We start from the raw sequence: 19,450 nt of genomic DNA on the forward strand, positions 1-19,450 counted from the left end.
GCGCCCTATCGCAATAAAAAATGCTCGCATAAAGCGAGCACAAAATGAATCAAAGAAAAACTTAGAAAGTCGAGCTAGGCAAGACGCGAGCGGTCTTATATAAGTTTTTCCACTTTAGTGCAGAGGGCTTCGGCCCCTTCAGCTGTCGGCGCTTCGGCAATCACGCGGATGACGGGTTCGGTGTTGCTGGCGCGCACATGCACCCAGGACTTTTCGTGACCGAGCCACAGACCGTCGCGTTCATCCATATCCCAGCCGGCAAATTCTGCCTTGACCTTCGGCAAGATGTCTGCAACTTTCTTGTCGCCGAGTTCGAATTTCTTCTTGGGCATGGCGTAAGACGGATTTTCAGCAACGAACTTTTCCGGGCCTCCGTTATGGTGAGCCATCCAGCTAAGCACGAGGGCTGCCGCCACGAGACTATCACGACCGTAGTGGAGCGCCGGCAGAATCACGCCTCCGTTACCTTCGCCGCCGATGACGCAGCCCTTTTCGATCATCTGCAGGCTCACATTGATTTCGCCCACTTTGGCGCGGCTAAATTCGCAACCGTACTTTTCGGCGACATCCTGGTTCATGCGGCTTGTAGACAAATTAACACAAACGCTTCCCTTCTTCTGGCTAAGCACTTCTTCGGTCGCAATGGCGAGTGTGTATTCTTCGCCAATGCTCTGGCCAAGTCCATCGACGAGCGCGCAACGGTCTGCATCCGGGTCCACGGCAAAGCCTACTGCGCAACCGTTATCTTTCACGGCCTTGCGAAGGTCACCCAGGTTTTCGGGAATCGGTTCGGCGCCGCGCGGGAAGGTGCCATCAGGTTCGCAATGCACTCGTACGACATCGCAACCAAGCTGTTCCAACAAGCGCGGTACAATGTATGACCCCGCGCCATTCACGGCATCCACCGCCACCTTAAAGTGCTTGGCCTTGATTGCATCCACATCGACAAACGGAATCTTGAGCGTGCCATCTACATGTACGCCGTCGGCATCCTTCATGAACTCGTACTTACCCATGTTGCGGTAGTCGGGATAATCGAAGTTGTCGGCGTCGGCAAGTTCAAAAAGCTTCTTCACGTCGGCGGGACCGAGGAAAAGGCCCTTGTTGTTCAGAAACTTGAGAGCGTTCCATTCAAGGGGATTGTGGCTTGCGGTAATGATGATGCCCGCATCGGCCTTCAGCTCGGTAGTAAGAATTTCCACGGAGGGCGTCGTGGAAAGGCCCACTTCTACTACATCCACGCCCGAAAGGCGGCAAATGCCAGCCACAAACTGGCTAATGGCATCGCCGGTAGGACGGCTATCGCGACCAATGACGACGCGCTTTGCGGCCGTAATCTGCAAAAAAGCGCTCACGTGACTCTTGAGGACCTGGGGAGTAAGGGTATCACCCACGATTCCGCGAATACCCGAAATAGAACGCATCAGTTTGGACATAAGAATCTCCGTTTTTTTGAGCATAATTATAAAAAAATTTAGGCCCCCCTCTTCATTTTTGTACACAAATTATAAACTTTTTGCATTTTTTTAATTATATTAAGGAAGGGGATAATTATGGAACCGACTTTTGAACTGACAGCGGTTTATGCTACAAATATATTCGGCATAGTCCTGCTAGGCGTTTTGCTGGCAGGCAACATTTGGCGATTTAGAGAAAAGGGTTCGGAAAACGCCTATCTCCAATTGTTGTTGCTTTTCACGTTCTGCACTTGCGTACTGGACCCCATCGCATACACCGCTGACGGTCGCCCCGGAACGATTGCCCGCATATTCGTTTACGGCGGCAACGAGCTTCTTTACCTCACCAACATGTTTAGCGGATTATTCTGGCTCCTGTTCCTTGCCGAACACCTGAACTACCGATTTTCGACAGCCCACCGCAACACTCTCGGTTTCGCCATCGTTCTTGGGTTGGTACTTGTCATTCTCAACAATTTCATTCCGATCATATTCGAAGTCTCTGCAAACAACGTCTATACCCGCAAATACTTCTGGATCTACACCATTATAGATTACGGGCTCTTGCTGGACAGCCTTATCATCTACTTCATTTGCAAGCACAAGGGTGGTCCTCTCAAGTCCTTCCCCATCTGGATTTTCTTTGCCCCGATTATTGCAGGCACTATCGCCCAATCCCTCTTTTACGGAATCTCCGCAATTTCTTCGTGCACGGCAATTGCCATTGCGGGCGTATTCTCCTCGATCCACGGCGAACGCGTCTACAGGGACAAGCTCACCAACGTATACAATTTCGCCTACCTGGCAATCCTTGGGCGCGAATACAAGAAAAAAAATGACCTGCATGTCACAGGCATTCTCGTAAACATCAATGGTTTCAAGAAAATCAACCAGGACTACGGCAGAGTCACAGGCAATAAGGTTCTTGTGCAAATGACCAAAATCCTGAACCGCGCCGTAGGTGAACTCGGACTCATCGTCCGCTATTCCAGCGACGAATTTATCGTATTCATCAACACCACCAACGAGATGGCGGTGAGCATGTGCATCACCCGCATCAGGTCAAGCCTAAACGAACTCAACACCTTTAGCAATTCCTACAAGCTTACCACTTGCATTTGCAGCCAAAGTTTCGACCCCTCTAAAAGCATGGATGATTTTATCGACGAAATCACAAGGGCCATGCTAGAAGAAAAAACAAGCTATTACACGCAGTTGCAATACAACCGCCGCGACGACAATCTTTAATTTAACAGTTTGAGGCTACTTTAGAGCAGCCTTGATTTCTTCAATAGAATTTACGACCGTCTGCTTGTTGTTCCAGATACGGGCGAAGCTCTTGCCGTAGTGTTCCACCACAACACGGTTGTCCAGAATCAGCACCTTGCCGCAGTCTTCTTCGGAGCGGATTAGGCGGCCAAAACCCTGGCGCAGTTCCATGTAGGCTTCAGGAACGAAATATTCCTTGAAGGCATTCTTGCCTTCGGCCTTCATCTTATTGCTAATACCTGCCACCAGCGGATCCACCGGATTGGGGAATGGCAACTTCGGAATCACCAGGAGCTTGAGAGCATCACCCGGGAAGTCCACGCCTTCCCACAAGCTCTGGCAACCAAGCAGGCACGCGCCGCGGGACTTGCGGAACATGGACACGAGGCCATCCAGCGAGCCGTCCACATGCTGGCACAGCAGCAACTTGTTCTTTTCGGCAAAAAGCGGAGCCAAGGCCGTCTGCGCCCTCATCATCGCAGAAACACTGGTAAAGAGGACCATGGTATTTTCTTCGACTTCGGGGAGTACTGCGCAAAGGGTGCCGTTCACGGCATCGTTGTATTCCGGCAACGAGGGCTTGGGCAGGTACTTTGCAAGAATGACCGAGCGGCGGTCATCTTTATTGGCGGACTCGGTATAGACTCTCAAGAAAGGTGTTTTCTTGCCATCCAAGGAATCCATACCCATCTTTTGTACAAAGTAATTCAAATCACCCTGCACCGAAAGTGTTGCCGACGTAAAGGTCGCCGACTTGATCCACGGATAGAATTTTTCTTTCCAAGTCGCGCTGGCGTCGAGAGGCGAAGCGTGCAGTTTGATGGTATGGGGGTTGAAGGGCTCCTCCATGTAGAATACCCAATCTTCGCGGCCCGCCTTCACCACAAATTCAAAATCCTGCAAGAAGCGGGAAAGCTCCGTCATGCGGCCGCCAATATCGCTCAACAGGCCCGAAAGGCTCTTGTCGGCAGAAAGAGCCGAAGCAAGGTTTTCAGCCTGCTTGATTGCATTCAAGCCCTGGTCCATAAAGGATGCAGGATCGGCATCGTATTCGGCCATGATGCCCGAAGCGTAAGTAAAGCCGTTACGAGTATTTTTTTGCTTGGCAAGTTTTTTGCCAATCTTCATGAAGAAACGGTGCAAAGCCTTTTCCGTTTCAGAAAGGGATTCCGTCAAGTTCACGCAACTTGCATGGAGTTCCGTTTCTTCAACCGGAATTCGCTTTTCCAGTTCAGCCACAAGGCCGTCGCGGTTTTCCACTTCGTGACCCTTGGAAGGAACCAGCGTCTTGATAATGTTGCGCAACGCGAAGAACGAAACGGTACGGCCTAAAGCCTGACGGCTCACCTGCGGAAGTCGATGGGCTTCGTCAAATACAATATGTTCGTACAGCGGAAGCAGTGCAAAGTCCAGCGCCATGTCCGCAAGGAACAGAGAATGGTTCACCAGTACCAAGTTGGAATTCATGGCGCGGCGCTTGGCAGCGAGAGCCGGGCACTTGATGTAATGGGGGCACTTTTCACCCAAACAGGATTTTGCAGAGCTGGCCAGTTTGGACCAAAGCACGCGATTGCGTCCTTGACTAAAGGAATTGCATTCGTTCACGTCGCCCGTTTCGGTCGTAAACACCCAAGGCACAATCGCCATGAAGGAATCCCGCTCGTCGGCAAGCAACAAGTTCTGCGGCGCCTTCAAAATTTCTTCGAACTTGCGCAAGCACAAGTAATTTTCGCGGCCCTTGAGTACGGCTGCTTTCAGCTTGCCATCAAACAGGCTTGCGACCAGCGGAATATCTTTATTCCAAAGTTGTTCCTGCAGTGCCCGGGTCGCAGTGCTTATCACCACGCGCTCCCCCGACACCGCCTTACAGGCGGCCGACACCAGGTAAGCCAGCGACTTGCCCGAACCGGTCGGGGCTTCAAGCACGCAGAGGCCGCCCTTGTGCATGTTGCGTTCTACGACAGAGGCGTAATCTTGCTGATTGTGGCGGGACTGGTAATTTTCCACTTTGGTAGAAAGGAGGCCGCCCTCTTTGAAGAATTCACTGACGCGCGGGGCACGTTCTTTTATCGGTGCATTTTCCAGCGGAACATCCGGCAACTTGTACTGCGGAAGTTCGCAAGCCCCTTCCGATTCGTTCCAGACTAGCGCCCAGTCCGAACCCCTGGCCACTTTTGCAAGCGCTTCCACAAGCCACGGGTCCGAACCCGCAATCTTGTCCAGCGCCATTACAAAGAGCTCGCCACACGCAATGGCATCGGGCAAGGCGCGGTGCGCGCGGCTTCGCTCAATGCCCAGTTCCTGCACCAAAGTATCCAGGCGGTGATTCGGCACATTCTGATAGGCAATGCGGGAAACCGTCAGGGAGTCCCATACTGGATGGTTTTCAAAAGAGATGCCGACCTTGGCAAAAGTCTGCTTCAAGAATTTGGAATCAAACATGGCGTTGTGCGCCACAATCGGCAACTCGCCAATGAAAGCATAAATCTTCTGCGCGACAGCCGCGAAGGGCTCCGCATTTTCCAAGTCAGCGTTGCTAATACCCGTAAGGCTTTCAATAAAGGGGCGGAGCGTCACACTCGTCGGCTTAACCAAATAATCGACCGATTCTGTTTCGACGCCGTTTTCGAAGCGCACCAACGCCACCTCGATGATTTCGTCTTTTTCAAAATCAAGGCCCGTTGTTTCCAAGTCAATTGCAACGAATGATTTATTTTCCATTTGATTCCTCGTAAAACTATACCGCTACAGCGCAGGGATTTCTTGCACTAAACTATCTAGCGCATTTTCGCCGTTCTTAATCTTGAGCGTATCGCTAATGGCACGCCAAGCCGACCCATAACGCAACGGTTCCACAGAGCCCGCATCGGGCAACTCCTTGCCTTCTTCGGGGAAATAATAGTCCATCAGATAATCGCCTTCCACAAGGTCGCCAAAGCGGAAGCTTCCGTCGGCATTGCAATGTTCCAGATAATACTGATTCGTTTCTGCAGAAAGTAGGCGAACCATGGTTTTCGGATTTGCATTGGGAATTCTTCCGTTCAGTTTTGCAAGCTTGAGCTTGCTTACCGTTTCGAACTTTTGCAGCTTCTGGTACTTAAGTTCGATTACCGTATCGCGCTTTCCGTTGCTATCGGCAGCGGCCAATGTCGTATCCATATAACCCATCAAGAAGTTTACCGACATGTCAGTCTGCCAAGGGGCAGTCTTTTCGACGGCAAAGCGTACCGGGTCAAGTCGCTTGACTTGCACCTGGGTCGTGTCCTTGTTGATTGCGATATAGAAGGTTTCCGTCAGCGAATCCAGCTTCGGTCTGTTGAAGTACACGATCAAAGAATCGTCCGGGAACAGCGCCTTCGCCTTGGAATTCGTCTTGACGCCAGAAACCTTGGGCGGCAATGTATCGCCTTCCATCTTCTTCCATTCCCATTCCACTTCGTTGCGGAGCGTATCGAGCGGACGGAACATGGAATCCTTCGCAGTAGCACAAACGAACTTGTAAAGCACCTCGCTTTTAGGGGCCGGATCAAAATAGAACTGCGGACGATTGGAACTTGCGCCCAGGTAAACCAACTTCGGGTAAAGTTTCTTGTTGTCGGGAGAAATCAAATGACAGTTCGAGGGTTCCGCAAAGGTGGAATCAAAATACACGCCACGGGTAAAGTTCGCCTCCAGCACATTCACAAAGGGCTGGTTTACCGATTCCAATTCCAACTTGGTGGTATCCATATCAGCGACGGCAATCCACAGCGTATCGGATGTTTCGGCAGTCAAATTCAAGTCACCCGTCCAAAGGCCCACCTGTTCGGTGGAAAGTTCAATTTTCTGGTTTCCGTTACCATCTACAAACGCAACCACGCGGTATTGCCCCGCCTTAAGTCCCGTCAAGGTAAAGTGGCCGGCACTGTCGGCGCGAGTCACGTAGAGCGGAGGTTCCTTAAGCAGCTGCGGTTCCTTGCTGATTTCCTTAGTCGTGGTATCGCGGTACTTCTCAAGATAATGCTTAGAGGCACGATTTTCTCCCAACAAGAATAGACCGATACTGGGATATTCTTTTTTGCGTGCCATAGCCTGGTTCACCAGCACGCGGCCAGAAACCGTCAACGAATCGATAATCGCACCCGTCGAGAACACCACCTGGAAAGGTTTTGCCAAGGCGTTACCGTGCAAGTCCTTGATGCCGCCGGCAAAAGTAATCGTATAAGTCGTACCCGTATCAAGTACCGCTCGCGACGAAAGCACCAACGTTTTTCCGCTTACTTCAAAGCGCAATTTCTTGTCGATCGGCGGAGAAATGGAAACGGCGCTGCGAGGAATCGATGCATTAATCCATTCGTCGAACTCCAGCTTCACCATGAGTTCGTTGGGATGGTTCGTTGTATTCGGCGCAGGGTAAACGCCCGCTACACGCGGCGGCAGTTTATCTTCGGGGCCGCCACTAGGCGCCACCTGGGTGGCGCATGCCACCAACAGAGCCGACGCCAAGCCCGCAACAACAGCACCGTATTTCAACAACGAAAACTTCATCAATCAATCATCTGGATAATTTTGCCGAGGCGTCCCCAACGAATGCGGAACGGAAGTCTCCACCACGTAAACGGATTCTTGAGGGCAAAGGCTTCGTCATCGTTTTCAAACGAGAAGTAAATCACGAAGGCCTTCGCACGGATATTGCGGAGCGAAACAAAGCCCCAATAACGGCTGTCGGCAGAATTGTCGCGGTTGTCGCCCATCATAAAGAACTGCGGCGTCTTGACAACATAGCTTTGAATAGGCTTACCCCCTACCAGCAGCTGGCGGCGGATTTCAAATTTGGACTTTGCCGGAGCATCCAGGGTATCGCCTGCAATGCCTTCCACGGTAGTAGCGCCATCTTGCGGAGCATCAACATCCACCAGCTCCACGGTTCCGGCATTGTCTTCTTCGGCCTGGTTCAACAAGGCTACGTTGCCTTCCAGATCGCGCAACAGAGAACCTTCAAAAGAGATGTAGCTCACCGGGCGCATAAAACCGCCCTGGACATTCGGGTCGATCATCGGCAGGTACGCCATTCGGGCGAGTTCCTTAAAGAAATTGAACGACATCACGCCCGAAATCGTATCGCCTTGGGTAAGGCGCTGCTGCAGCACCGTACGGTTCCTGCTGAAGAATTCATTCAACGCAAGGCCGCGATCGTTTTCGACAGGTATCTTGAAGTTTTCAAAATCATAATTGTTGACTTCTACGGAATCCTTCCACAACGAAATATCCAGCGTCACCGTTTCGTCGGGATTTTCCTGTGCCACCAGCGAACGCAGCCACCACAGTTTTTCAAGCGGCATGTCACTTACCGTAAAGCTGTCGCCCACAGACGGCACCACAAACGCTTCGCGTTCATCGCGGGGCGAGAACGTTCTGGCCGACGCCGTGTACTTGCCGCGCCCCGGCAAAGAATTTTGCAATTCTCCATTCACAAAGAGACGGCCCTTGTGAACGGCAACCGTATCACCGCTCACCGCCACACAGCGCTTGATATAATCCTTCGGTCCATCGGCGTAGTGAATCAAGTGCGGTTGCCCGGCACCGGGCTGATGGTCCCAATAAAGGTTGCCGAACATGAGCGCGTTAAACAAGTGCGTATAACGCTGCGGATTGCCATCAGGATATTCCGGCTCGCCCGGGTAGCGGAAAATCACCACATCGCCCTTGGCTGGGTATGCATATCCCGGGAATTTCTGATTGCTAAACGGAATCGGCGAACCGTAAGTGAACTTGAGGCCCAGCAAAAAGTCACCCGTATGCAAGGTATCTTCCATGGACCCGCTCGGAATCTGGAACGCCTGAATCACATACTGAATTACAATCAACGCGAGCGCCACCGGGACAATGATTTCCCGAAGCAGGCCCTTCAAAAATTTCTTCGCCGAAAACGGCTGTTTTTCGTTATCCATAGAAATCCGAATCTAAAGTCAAGAATTATGGATACAATTTAGAAAAATCGCCGCCATTAGTTGTCTTTAACACAGCGAACCAGGGACGGACTGTACTTTATTTTTGTCATATAATCTAATCCACCAGTCCTAACTACAGCAACATTCGCTCGAGTAGGAGCCCTGAGAAACAAATCATCCGTTTCATCTACCACCCACATATAATCCATAGAGATTTTTTTTATAGACGACACAGAATCAATGCCGGCAACAGTATCACGAGCTACAGCCAACTCGTTTCGCGTCATAAAATGTATACCGACAATATCGTCATCACCATAGGTTTTCGAAAAGCCTTGCAAGCGATAATAAATCTTATCGGTCAATTTCTGTTTAATCTCATCATATCGCGGAATATGCCAACCCTCCATGCATGCACCCTGGACAACCGTATTCGATTTTATAACAGAGCCTTTGGCAAATCCCTTTTCATACTTTTCATCAAGGTTCATTGCTACAATCCAAGGGTAATACACCAATTCATCCGCTTCCACTTCTTCGACCGGATAAATACTCCTTTCTACATACACGGTCTTTCCTTTAGGAACATACCTCAACGGTTCAGCCATCCATGTAACGCCATCAATGGTAATCGCCGCATATTCCTTGCCGTCACGTTTGTCAGTCACATGGAATGTATCGGCAGGAACCCATCGACCACCAAGGCACACACTATTCGTAACTCCGTTGTATTCAACAAGACCCTCATTATCTTCATTACACTCACTCATGTATTTTGAATAATCCTTCGTGATCCAGGTTCCGCGACCATTACATGCAACATATGAGGAATCTCGCAGAACCACGACTGAATCTTTTATAGCTTTATGACAATATGTACCAGCCAACGAATCGGCCTCTCTATAACGATACCAGTTGTTTCTCGGGGTAGTGTTTAAAGTGGTATCACAAACAAATCTCAGCCCATAATAAACCGTATCAGTTCCATGGAGTTCACCTTCACAATTTCCAAACACTTTCTTATAATCATTTGACATTATAGGGAACGTGGACAAATAGGATCCTCTACAAGTGTATGTTGTGTCCCCATAGAATAAGACAAAGTTCTTCCCCGTTTCACAAACTTCATACTTCTGTTCAACTATATGAAGTTTTCGATTTTCCCAGGTTCCATCACTACAGAAACATCCTGAATCTGCATACAATTCCGTACGGTCTTTTTCCTTGACGCACAACCCGAACTTTGCTTCGCAGACTCCCAGTTTTCGGTTACTCCAATAGCCCTGCTTGCAGCTATAATAGGTACCGTCTTCCGTGATGGCATACACCGTATCCAGACCACAGGCACCATATTTAAGTTCGGCATCGGTAGCTTCCCTAAATTCTAGTTCGTTGCTTTTTACAGAACAAATATACTTGACCCCGTTCATGGAATACATCTTGCCGTAATTTTTCATGTTGCAGCTTACCGAGTCTGTCTGGTCATCAAACAGTTTATGCTCTATAAGTTGCCAACTCTTGGTCATGACATTGCACCAGTATTCCTTATGACCTATGTATACCGTCGAATCATATACGACATTTTTACTAAAGGAGTTACAAAGAGGCAAAATGGACGTATCGTTTTCCTTTTTCCATTCGTGGTTTTCTCCGCATGTATAATAGGAATCATTATAAATAACGGTATCCTTAAGATGTTCATCGGTGCAAAACCCGAACTTTTCATTGATATTGCCCTTATTCGAGACCCAGTCAAATTCTTCATTGTATTTATACACTATTGTGTTACAATACCATTGGACTGAATCAAGCGTCACAATCGAACCATTCAACTTCCTTGTACAACGGCCATAGACATCTGCAGGTCCCGCAACGACCCATTTTCCCGAATTTTTGCATACATACGTCTTGTTGGAATCAGACTTGGCCACAGTACCGAATATTTCAGAGTAGCATTCCCCAAGTTCAGATGCAGGATATTCAAGTTCGACCCATCCTGTCTTGGAACAGGCGTAGCGATTTCCGTTAAAGACAACATTCTTGTGGCGATTTTCATCAATACATGGTTTATCGATATCGTCAAGGGTCGCTTTATGCCACTTTCCATCGGTACACGCATACAGCTCTTCCGTCTTGCCTGTAGAAACATATTTTTCACCATCACTACACACTGACGTTTTTCCAGCATATTCCCACACGTCTCCATCGCAGGTGTAGGCAGAATCTTTATCAATGGCATAGACCATACGGCCACGGTACGTACTTACGCATTGGGGCAAATCCCTGTACTTGTCTACAATGGGCTTTTCCCTTACGCAACGAACACTGCCAAGCCGACTATCATTTTTAAACACATCCAACGAACCCTTCTTTGAAATCGAGACAACGCTATCATCCTTGGTTATATAGTAAGCCATACTGTCCAAATCCGAGCATACGATCGGGGCATCATCTTGCGTCTTGCAACTTCCAGCAAATTGTTTTTTATAGTCTTCCTTGTATTCAAGCAAGAGCCTGTATTCTCCGGCGAGCGGCAACCTGAAACCATCGGGGCAAAGGCTCTGCTCTGCATTGGAATAAAGCCTTCCGTACTTGGCACACAAAGAATCCGAGTAATCGTAGCAGGCGCTCATCGGGCGGGTTGTTTTCAAATCTAGATTCTCGTTTGTCCAGACCAAAATTCCCGAAACCAAAAGGTCATAGGCTTTTTTATTCCGTTCGTCAACTACAGAGCCATCTTCCGCATATTCAATCAGGTCTATAGAATCTGCTTCTACAACAGAGCCCTCCTTAACATCGACAATCGCCTCGATGCTGCTAGAAGACGCGCCCTTGCCGCCACTCACGCTGCTACTGCTGTTTTCTTCAACAGAGGGGGAATCTTCTTCGACATCATGCGAAGAGTCCGAATCATCACCACAGGCGCAGAACAAGACCGCCAATATTCCGCACAAGAATACAGGAATTTTTTTCATCATAATCTCGGAGAACCTCTTCATTATTTGCCCTCCTTCTTAGAACCATTCACACGATAGGTGCTTTTATCCTTGTAACGCTTCCAAAGACCTTTATAACAGAGGTATTTTTCGCCCTGATTTTCTACGATAGCCCCGTCATTTTTCATGGAACAAATGCCAATTTGTTCTTCAAAGCGCTCCAAATGGCGCCACCCTATATAGTCACAAATGACTTTACCGTATTTTGTTGACTGCGATGTTTTTCCGTAATTCTTGGTAGTACACTTATCAAGACCTTCATAAACGTTGTGCCAATAACCATCGCCATTACAATAAACCGGTTTATCAGAATAGGTCGTATCTACGCCCTCATTTTCCTTGTCACACTTTGAAAAACCGGTATATAAAACTGCATGGCTTTCACTTTTTGAATAATAAATACACACAGCAAAAGAGGAGTAGTTCCCGTTAAGGATTTTGCCATCATCTTCCGGCTTGTCACACGAATACATAACAGAATCCTTTGGCCTTATCACGTTTGAATTTGTCCAAGTTTGCCGCCATCTCCCATAATCTTCGCACAGATAATGTTTGTCTCGATAGATGGTCATATCGCCCACTTCAGTAGAATCACAACTTCCGATAATGTCGTTCTGCGTAAACTTTTTCCACCCCGTCGTATCGCACAAATATTCGGTCTTGTCGTCATCTACATCGTAGGAGCCGTTTTCAAACATAAAGAGTTTAGACGGAATACAGGCTCCAAAGCGTTTTTCAAGAGAGTCGTATTCAGCCCATCCGTTTCCGCGACAAACATAAAGCATATTCTTAAAATCAATCGTATCGTTCATGAATTTCGAGGTGCTGTCTTCGCAAGGGCCCTTGTACATTTCGATAGTCGCCTCGCCCCATTCCTTGCCATCGCAGTGATACAGCCTAATTTTACTCCCCGTATACAGCGTGTCAAAGGCACCCGATTTACGATCGTTACAAAGACCCAATGAATCTTCCAGTCCCGTAAATTCGCGCCACTTGGAACTGTCACAGGCGTATTTTTCGCCGTTGAATACAAGGATTTTCCCGCGATTCTCCGAGGAACATTTTTCAGGCGATTTTTCCACGGTCGCATATTGCCATATACCATCTTCGCAAATCATCATGGTGTTGTCGAAGACAATCGTTTTCCCCTCTTCCGTGCACGATTCAGTAAAATCAGGCAACCAGGATTCTTTTTCTGGGTAGCAATGGTAATTTTCCTTTTCATCAAACACGTAAATCACCCTGGGCGGGCTCTTCAAAGACGAATCGCAAGCAGGCAAGTCCTTGGTAGACTTCACAAAGCTCGGGTACTTAATGCAGCGAACATTGTAGTAGCCGTTCTCCTTGGCAGGACCGGTTTTAGCCAACAAGTCACCCTTCTTGATCGAATAGACTTTTCCATCAGAGGTCAAGTAGTTTCCTGTCGTATCGATACCGGAACAAACAAGCGAATCCTTGACCATTTCGCAGGAGCCGCCGTATTCAAGAGCCATACGCTCATCTATTTCACCATGCTTTAAACGGAAGGCATCCAGCACTTCATAGTCTTTTGCCGAGGCCAGATTCTGTCCATCGGGGCATGCCTTATGAGCCGGAACCGCACTTGCCGCAAACAGGCGACCGTAATCATCGCAGTTGCCGTTCTGGTCGTCATAGCACACGCTTTCTACATCATCCGTTTTCTTAGTCACCTTTTCTAGCGACCAGACGATGTTGCCCGTGCGAATCCAATAAGAATAGGTGCCGTAATAGGAATCACGTACGGTATCAATCGAAAATTCGTCTGTCACCGAAAGTTTTGACTTGACATAATCCCTTTCGTCGTTAGGATCACCTTTTTCGTCCTCCGTCTTTTTTCCGGAGTCCAGCTTTTCATCTGAAGCCTGTTCTTCTTCCGGATCCTGTTTTTCATTATCCGAAACTTCAGACTGTTCATTACCGGAGTTTTTTTCTTTTACAGGTTCCTGAGAATTACTATCCGAGCCGCAGCCCACAAAAGCAAACAGCATCGAAACCACCAAGCACTTTATACTCGTAGCAACGACATTTTTCATGTAGTCCTCCTTTCCACAAACAAATCTTGTCTTTAAAAATTACAGCGTTCTAATTTTCTTCACCAGTGAGCGGCTTACCACCAGCTGGGTTGCTGCCTTGTCGCGGAGCACCATCACCATGCGGCCCGCATCACCCTTGCGGCATTCGGCAATGTAGTCGATCGCCACGATATGGGAACGGTGGACTCGGGTAAAATGTTTCGGGTCCAGTTTCTTTTCCAGTTCCACCAGCGGGGTATCAATCACGTACTGACCGTTCACGGTGTAAACTGTCGTGTATTTTTCTTCGCTATGGAAACGGATTACCTCGTCGATGTTCACGAACACAATGCGGTCGCCCACTTTCACCTGCAGACGCTGCAAGTAGAGTCCACTCATATCGACCAGGTTGCGCAGTTTCTCCCAGTTCAAGTCGCTGGGAATCGTCGTGTCGTCGACCTGCGGAATTGCCTTGCGCAGCTTTTCAATAGCAACAGCCAAGCGTTCCGGAGCCACCGGTTTCAAAAGATAGTCTACCGTATTTTCTTCAAAGGCCTTGAGTGCAAAGTTATCAAAAGCTGTGGTAAAAATCACCAGGGGAACATCATCCCCCTGCAAGGAATGCAGCACTTCGAATGCATCCATATCCGGCATCTGGATGTCCAGAAACACGACGTCGGGAATCATCTCGTGAATCATCTTGACAGCCTGGGCGCCAGAACCGGCCTCTCCCAGAATCTCTATTTCAGAAGAATAGGGTTCCAACAGCGAAATAATGCGCTTGCGGGCAAGCGGTTCGTCGTCAATTACAAGTGCCGTACACTGCATAAGTTACTCCTTGAGCGATTCTTCCTTCTTCACCGAATCCGCAACGAGAGAATCCTGCTTCGCTTCTTTAGCGGTATCCTTTGCAACAGATTTCGGCGCCACCTTGAAAATGCGAATCATTTCGGCCTTCATGCCGTCCTTGTCTTCGTACACGGTTCCAGCAGCCGTCATGTATTGCAAATTGCCAAACTTGACACGCTTGAAATTCCAATGTCCCTTGTCGCCTGCAAGAGTCACCTTGATGGTGCTATCGGTAACGGAATACGTACCCTTCAGCGAATCCGTTTCCATGGTGTCGCGCAAAAGAAGCTGGATTGCTTCTACGGTGCTGTCTTCGCCAAGCGTCATGCGCACCATGCGGCTAGTGCAGTCATCGCATGGCAAGCTGCCGGAATAAAGTCCCGGCACTTCCTTCGGAATTTCAATCGGCGGAAGATTCGGCAGCGGATCCGACTTTTCATCTTCTTCGCAAGCAGTCATTACAAAAACAGCAAGAAAAGGCAACGCCATTCTCGCAACAGGAAAAACCATGGATTCAAGCATATTCATGGTTTACAATGTAGCAAAAACAGAAAAGTTTATATTAAATGCCTTGAGAATAGACAATTCTAAAGCCAATTGTCTGGCTATGGTGCTTGGGGGCTTTCTTGTCACGTTCACCCGAGGCAAGCGCAGGTGCCTTGTCGGACCATCCACCGCCACGGATTACCTTGTAGTCACCCTCGGCAGGGCCTACATAATTATCCTGCGATACCGTCGGGTAAGCATAGTACCAGTCGTTCACCCATTCAGCCACATTCCCTGCCATATCGTAAAGACCTGCGTCATTCGGAATAAACCCTGCCACCTCCACGGGGCCTTTACTTTGTGCATAATACGCATACTTGGAAGCCTCATCGGTATCCCAGTAATAGGTGGTCAAAGTTCCGGCGCGGGCGGCGATTTCCCATTCCATTTCAGTCGGAAGTCTCACCGATTTGGCTGCGTAATCGATAGACAACTTACCCAATTCAACGCCACCGACGATAGACTCGTACACATAAGCCGTATCAAGACCGACTTTTTTAGAAAGCGCATTGCAGAACAAGGCGGCATCGTACCAGCTCACGTTGAAAACCGGGAAGTCATCACCTAGAGAATCTTCTTTAGCGACAGAACCCATCACCTGGCGGTACAGGCCCTGGGTCACTTCGGTCTTGCTAATAGAATAAGCGTCTACCGTAAAAGCCGCCTCGCCGCGGATAAAACTCATGGCCGGAATATTCACCATATCGACCAAGCCGGACAAGTCCTCGTTTTCTTGAGGATCTTCAAACGAGGAACTGGAATTTCCCTTGTTGTGAGAACCCTTATTGCCAGATCCACCGCCGTCGGAACCGCTATTTGAATCTGCGGTTGAGTCACCCACAGAATCACCCGTAGCCGTACAGGCAAACAAGGAGAAGGTCAATAGCGAAATTGCAACCAGACGCGACATCATAACATTAACCACGCTTTACTTAACTACACCCACACGGTAAAGTTTCTGCTTGGTCTTGCCGCTTTCAAATTTCACCTTGAGGCGTGCAGTGTAAACGTCAGAACCCAAGTGTTTCAAATCAAGTTTTTCGAACTGGTTGCGTCCCTGTTTCACGTCACTCATCTTCGTCTTGAACACGCAAAGGCCTGTAATGTCATAGAGCTCAAGGGTCGCATTCTTCGCTGCCGCACCGATTTCAAAGCGTGCCTTCGCATCGCCACCACGCACCGGGTTCGGGAACATGAAGAATTCCGTAATTTCATCCTTCGCAGTCACCTTCTTCACATCGCTAAGCTTCGAGGCGTCAAAGTAACCCATACGTTCGTTACCACCCGCCGGAAGCGTCCACGCGGCAGCAGAGGAGGCCGCATCGGTTTTAGCATTGCGCAAACGGAATGCCGTCAGGCTGTTGCGATGCAGGGCAAATAGTTCCGGGCCCGCAGATTTCTTGTCAGAAACCGCATTCGCCACAAAGATACTCATGGGCTGAATCACGCTCGTAGAATCCATATCTTCGTAGCTGCCCGCCGCAATGGGGAAGCCGTCCTTGCTAGTAAGCATCTTTCCCTTGCCGGTCACCGCATAAACCAGGCCATTGTTACTCGGCACCAGAATTTCAGGAGTATCATCGCCCGTCACATCGACAAGCACCGGGTCGCTAAAGAATCCGTAAACCGGAGCGCCGCGAGAAATCTTCACCGGGAAACCGGCAATTGGAAGTCCCGAACGGTCAAGCGCGTACACCAGGTTGTCACCGAGGAACACGATTTCAGGATAGCCGTCACCATTAATGTCACCAATAGCAATGCCCGAAGTCTCATCCTTCAAGCCACTCGTGCCACCAGCGCCGCGCTTGTAGGTTTTTGTCCAGTGGGTCACTAGACTCTTCTTGGATTCATCATAATTCACAGCCACAACTGTCCCGCGACTACCTACAGCAATGATATCCACCTTGTCGTCCCGATCCATATCGGTACAGGCTATGCGGAAGATCTCGCTATTTTTTCCGTTCAGCTTGATCCATCTCTGTGTCGTAAAGAGCTCTCCATCGTTGGACACCTGTACATTTTCGATACCCTTGCCGGCATCTTGCTTGCAATAGGCCATATCCGTATAGATTTTTGATGCGGACGAATTGGACTCATGAACGTTTATTGTCGACTTCTTTTCAAACTTGACTGCATCGTACATCGACACACCCTCGCGGCTGGCAATCCAGATCTTTCCGTCGTAAACGATCGGACCTGCCGTCGCGGAATCGATGTCAATTTCCTGCTGTGTCGGCACGCCACCCACAAAGTTCGTCTTCACCAGTTTATTCCTATGCAGGCTGTAAACGTCCTTGCCGTCGCTTGCCATGCCTACCAACGGACCGTAGCTTGCACCCACGCGGTACAGAGGAACCTCGCGTTCGACGCTGTTACGGGTCAAAGTCTTCTGCTTGATGACCGTATCCGCCGGGAACAAGGTGTCGCCCAATGCATTGAACACCTGCAGCGTTCCATCCATGGCGCCCACCACCAAAAGCTTTTCACCTTCGTTTTCAGGGTCGTCCACGAACACGGCGCCACGCACCGCAGAAGCAAGGCCAATGTCTCGCGGGAACTGGGAGCCGTCAATGCTTCCGTCATCAATACTGATTGTCACGCTGATCTTTTGCGAGCCAAAGTTCACCACACTATCGCCCATAAAACTGTTGGAAGTCTTTTCGATGCGGGCATCCTTCGGTACATTCACCTTGATCTTAATACCGGTGTAACCGCCTTGCGTTGTCATGGTGTTCGCATAACCCGTCGAGCCAATCGTCGTCACCGTATCAAACGTCTGTTTGGATTCCTTACTCGGCTTGCGCAAATGCGGCAACAAGTCCGTTCCCGAGCCGTAATCGTAAGTATCTTCGCCAAGCGCATTCTTGAACGTCTTACCGATACTCAAAATACCATCGGCTTCCACCATGGCTATGCCGAACTGGTGGTCACGCAGGGTATCGCCACCCCAGAAATTCGCAATGCCGTATTCCAGCGTCTGTCTCAAGTACCAGTCGTTCACTCGCCACACGACAATGCCGCTTGCAGGAATCCCCGCGTCAAGGCTACTCACGTCCACAATAATGCCGCTGGCCTTCTTATCGTTCTTCTTATTCTTCGTGCACTTGCTATCGACACAGACGCTGTCCTCGAATACCAAAAGCAGGCTATCTATCGGAACTGTTCTGATAATGGTATCGGTACTTTCGTCGGGGTCGCTCACCGTTACGTTCACTTCGCCGTTCTTGTTCCAGCTACGCTGACGGTTTTCAATCAGCAGGTATTCGCTCGCAGAAAGCGGCACCTTCACAATTTCGGTTCCATCGCCAGTTCCCGCAGCAGAAATTTCAACCGTTACCGATTTACCCTTAACGGGGCGAACTTCCTTCACGGAACTCCAGCCCATATAAGCGCGTTCCCACGCCGCAGGCATCGAGGGCAAGAATCCGCTACCCGCATTGTAACCCGCAAAATCCATCATGTCAAAGTAACCCAGGCGACTCGTACCCTTGGCCGCATCGTACGTATTCGGGAGTCCAAGTTCGCGGGCGATCTGGTTCACGATAATTCCATTCACGCCCCAGTTAAGCCCATCCTGCGAAGCCGTTTCGCTAGACACCATAATCGTGCTGAGCGTATCGATGGTAGCACCCTCCAGCGCAAGGCCCTCGACCACCGTGGAATCCTTCCCCGTACTCGTCTTGAGTTTCTTGACAATTGTGCCCTTCAGCGTATCCGGCAAGAACTGCCAATAATCCTTTTCAATGTACGCATCCATAAAGTCGCCCGGAGTATCCGCACCGCGCGTTCCCATGCTACCGCCATCGACCAAGCGGCTTGCACCCGCATGGATAATCATGAAGGCGCGTTTCGTATTCGGATTCTTCGAGAGCGGTTCGCTAAATGGAGATTCACTCGATTCATGCGCCGCCATCACCGCGTCGTAAATAAAGCGCAAATAGTCGCAACTGCGTGCCGAATCGAACGCTGCTGCCTTTTCGCCCTTCATTCTAGCTGTACGATTGTAATCGATAATCTGCTTTTTAAGCTTATAGGCACTCGATGACTTCGGGAAGATGTGCGCATCAATCACCACATTTCCGTTACTCGCCTTTTTAAAGTAGGCGTTCGCAAAATCAAAATGCTTTTTCCAGTAAGACACGCTATTGCGCATGCCCGAAGGGTCCAACTTGTAGTCCCCTTTTTTAGACTTGTCAGAATCAAACAGGCCTGTTCCCGTCGTCAAACTGTTGTCCGGCTTTTCTTCTTCAAACTGTACGCGAATCGCATACACTTGCAACGTATCTGCCGCAAACAGCGGAGCACAACAGAATAGCCCAAAAAACAATGCAAAAATCTTAGCATTCAACTTCATAACCATAATTTACAAA

The 19,450-nt window shown here is 49.2% G+C and carries 11 protein-coding genes; 1 reads left to right on the forward strand and 10 read right to left on the reverse strand.

All coding sequences use genetic code 11. The features are described from left to right. Positions 1–95 precede the first annotated feature (95 nt). Positions 96–1,436 (reverse strand): phosphoglucosamine mutase, encoded by a 1,341-nt coding sequence (glmM, locus tag B9Y58_RS05925; protein ID WP_073055501.1) that lies wholly within the window; start codon positions 1,434–1,436, stop codon positions 96–98. A 117-nt stretch (positions 1,437–1,553) separates the two neighbouring features. On the opposite strand from glmM, the gene B9Y58_RS05930 reads away from it, so the two are divergent. Then, positions 1,554–2,705: a GGDEF domain-containing protein gene (locus B9Y58_RS05930; protein WP_085534818.1), complete on the forward strand. Its 1,152-nt coding sequence runs from the start codon at positions 1,554–1,556 to the stop codon at positions 2,703–2,705. Positions 2,706–2,720: 15 nt separating this feature from the next. On the opposite strand, the gene B9Y58_RS05935 is transcribed toward B9Y58_RS05930, so the two are convergent. From B9Y58_RS05935 to B9Y58_RS05975, 9 genes are read right to left on the reverse strand one after another with little or no spacing between them, the layout of a single operon-like run. Further along, a complete protein-coding gene (locus tag B9Y58_RS05935; protein ID WP_085534819.1) occupies positions 2,721–5,447 on the reverse strand; it encodes a helicase C-terminal domain-containing protein in 2,727 nt (908 codons plus the stop codon). A gap of 24 nt (positions 5,448–5,471) precedes the next feature. Then, the gene (locus B9Y58_RS05940; RefSeq protein WP_233247859.1) at positions 5,472–7,253 is read right to left on the reverse strand and encodes an Ig-like domain-containing domain; all 1,782 of its coding nucleotides are present in this window, start codon (positions 7,251–7,253) and stop codon (positions 5,472–5,474) included. Next, positions 7,253–8,656: a signal peptidase I gene (lepB, locus tag B9Y58_RS05945; RefSeq protein ID WP_073055314.1), complete on the reverse strand. Its 1,404-nt coding sequence runs from the start codon at positions 8,654–8,656 to the stop codon at positions 7,253–7,255. The genes B9Y58_RS05940 and lepB overlap by 1 nt, the downstream gene beginning before the upstream one ends. A gap of 56 nt (positions 8,657–8,712) precedes the next feature. Then, a complete protein-coding gene (locus tag B9Y58_RS05950) occupies positions 8,713–11,655 on the reverse strand; it encodes an FISUMP domain-containing protein (protein ID WP_073055312.1) in 2,943 nt (980 codons plus the stop codon). After that, the gene (locus B9Y58_RS05955) at positions 11,655–13,706 is read right to left on the reverse strand and encodes a fibrobacter succinogenes major paralogous domain-containing protein (RefSeq protein WP_073055310.1); all 2,052 of its coding nucleotides are present in this window, start codon (positions 13,704–13,706) and stop codon (positions 11,655–11,657) included. The genes B9Y58_RS05950 and B9Y58_RS05955 overlap by 1 nt, the downstream gene beginning before the upstream one ends. A 39-nt stretch (positions 13,707–13,745) precedes the next feature. Next, complete coding sequence (locus tag B9Y58_RS05960; protein ID WP_073055308.1) at positions 13,746–14,513, reverse strand: LytR/AlgR family response regulator transcription factor; 768 nt, start codon at positions 14,511–14,513, stop codon at positions 13,746–13,748. Between the two features lie 3 nt (positions 14,514–14,516). Continuing rightward, on the reverse strand, positions 14,517–15,062 hold the full coding sequence (locus tag B9Y58_RS05965) for a copper resistance protein NlpE N-terminal domain-containing protein (RefSeq protein WP_073055306.1): 546 nt from the start codon (positions 15,060–15,062) through the stop codon (positions 14,517–14,519). Positions 15,063–15,096: 34 nt separating this feature from the next. Continuing rightward, positions 15,097–15,993 carry a formylglycine-generating enzyme family protein gene (locus B9Y58_RS05970; protein ID WP_073055497.1) on the reverse strand — a complete coding sequence of 299 codons (897 nt, stop codon included), beginning with the start codon at positions 15,991–15,993 and terminating at the stop codon, positions 15,097–15,099. Positions 15,994–16,008: 15 nt separating this feature from the next. Beyond that, positions 16,009–19,434: an FG-GAP-like repeat-containing protein gene (locus tag B9Y58_RS05975; protein ID WP_085534825.1), complete on the reverse strand. Its 3,426-nt coding sequence runs from the start codon at positions 19,432–19,434 to the stop codon at positions 16,009–16,011. Positions 19,435–19,450: the final 16 nt, after the last annotated feature.

Origin of the sequence: Fibrobacter sp. UWB15, from assembly GCF_900177705.1 — a bacterium.
Lineage (GTDB): Bacteria > Fibrobacterota > Fibrobacteria > Fibrobacterales > Fibrobacteraceae > Fibrobacter.

What these genes read in the sequence shown, in the direction of transcription:
- B9Y58_RS05960 (WP_073055308.1), bottom strand. Translation starts at nt 14,513, where the DNA reads ATGCAGTGTACGGCACTTGTAATTGACGACGAACCGCTTGCCCGCAAG.
- glmM (WP_073055501.1), bottom strand. Translation starts at nt 1,436, where the DNA reads ATGTCCAAACTGATGCGTTCTATTTCGGGTATTCGCGGAATCGTGGGT.
- B9Y58_RS05930 (WP_085534818.1), top strand. Translation starts at nt 1,554, where the DNA reads ATGGAACCGACTTTTGAACTGACAGCGGTTTATGCTACAAATATATTC.
- B9Y58_RS05935 (WP_085534819.1), bottom strand. Translation starts at nt 5,447, where the DNA reads ATGGAAAATAAATCATTCGTTGCAATTGACTTGGAAACAACGGGCCTT.
- B9Y58_RS05940 (WP_233247859.1), bottom strand. Translation starts at nt 7,253, where the DNA reads ATGAAGTTTTCGTTGTTGAAATACGGTGCTGTTGTTGCGGGCTTGGCG.
- B9Y58_RS05965 (WP_073055306.1), bottom strand. Translation starts at nt 15,062, where the DNA reads ATGAATATGCTTGAATCCATGGTTTTTCCTGTTGCGAGAATGGCGTTG.
- lepB (WP_073055314.1), bottom strand. Translation starts at nt 8,656, where the DNA reads ATGGATAACGAAAAACAGCCGTTTTCGGCGAAGAAATTTTTGAAGGGC.
- B9Y58_RS05970 (WP_073055497.1), bottom strand. Translation starts at nt 15,993, where the DNA reads ATGATGTCGCGTCTGGTTGCAATTTCGCTATTGACCTTCTCCTTGTTT.
- B9Y58_RS05950 (WP_073055312.1), bottom strand. Translation starts at nt 11,655, where the DNA reads ATGAAGAGGTTCTCCGAGATTATGATGAAAAAAATTCCTGTATTCTTG.
- B9Y58_RS05955 (WP_073055310.1), bottom strand. Translation starts at nt 13,706, where the DNA reads ATGAAAAATGTCGTTGCTACGAGTATAAAGTGCTTGGTGGTTTCGATG.
- B9Y58_RS05975 (WP_085534825.1), bottom strand. Translation starts at nt 19,434, where the DNA reads ATGAAGTTGAATGCTAAGATTTTTGCATTGTTTTTTGGGCTATTCTGT.